At 64.1% G+C, this 337-nt stretch carries 1 pseudogene; it reads left to right on the forward strand.

Going from position 1 to position 337, the window contains the following annotated elements:
* A pseudogene (gene pqsC / locus ACLJNW_RS23850) lies at positions 1-337 on the forward strand (2-heptyl-4(1H)-quinolone synthase subunit PqsC); the annotation flags it as partial.

The raw sequence follows: 337 nt of genomic DNA on the forward strand, positions 1-337 counted from the left end.
GCGCCTGCTGCGTAGCAGCGATACCGCGCCGGATAGCGTGGACATGCTGATCTGTTCGGCTTCCTCGCCGATCATGACCGACGCCGGCGATGTCCTGCCGGACCTGCGCGGACGTCTCTACCCGCGCATGGCCAACGTGCTGTCCAAGCAGCTCGGCCTGAGTCGGGCGCTGCCATTGGATTCGCAGATGGAGTGCGCCAGCTTCCTGCTCAACCTGCGCCTGGCAGCGAGCATGATCCGCCAGGGTAAGGCCGAGAAAGTGCTGGTGGTGTGCAGCGAGTACATCTCCAACCTGCTCGACTTCACCTCTCGTACCTCGACCCTGTTCGCCGATGGC

It is taken from the genome of Salmonella sp. SAL4457 (assembly GCF_046548235.1).
GTDB classification, from domain to species: Bacteria; Pseudomonadota; Gammaproteobacteria; order Enterobacterales; family Enterobacteriaceae; genus Salmonella; species Salmonella enterica.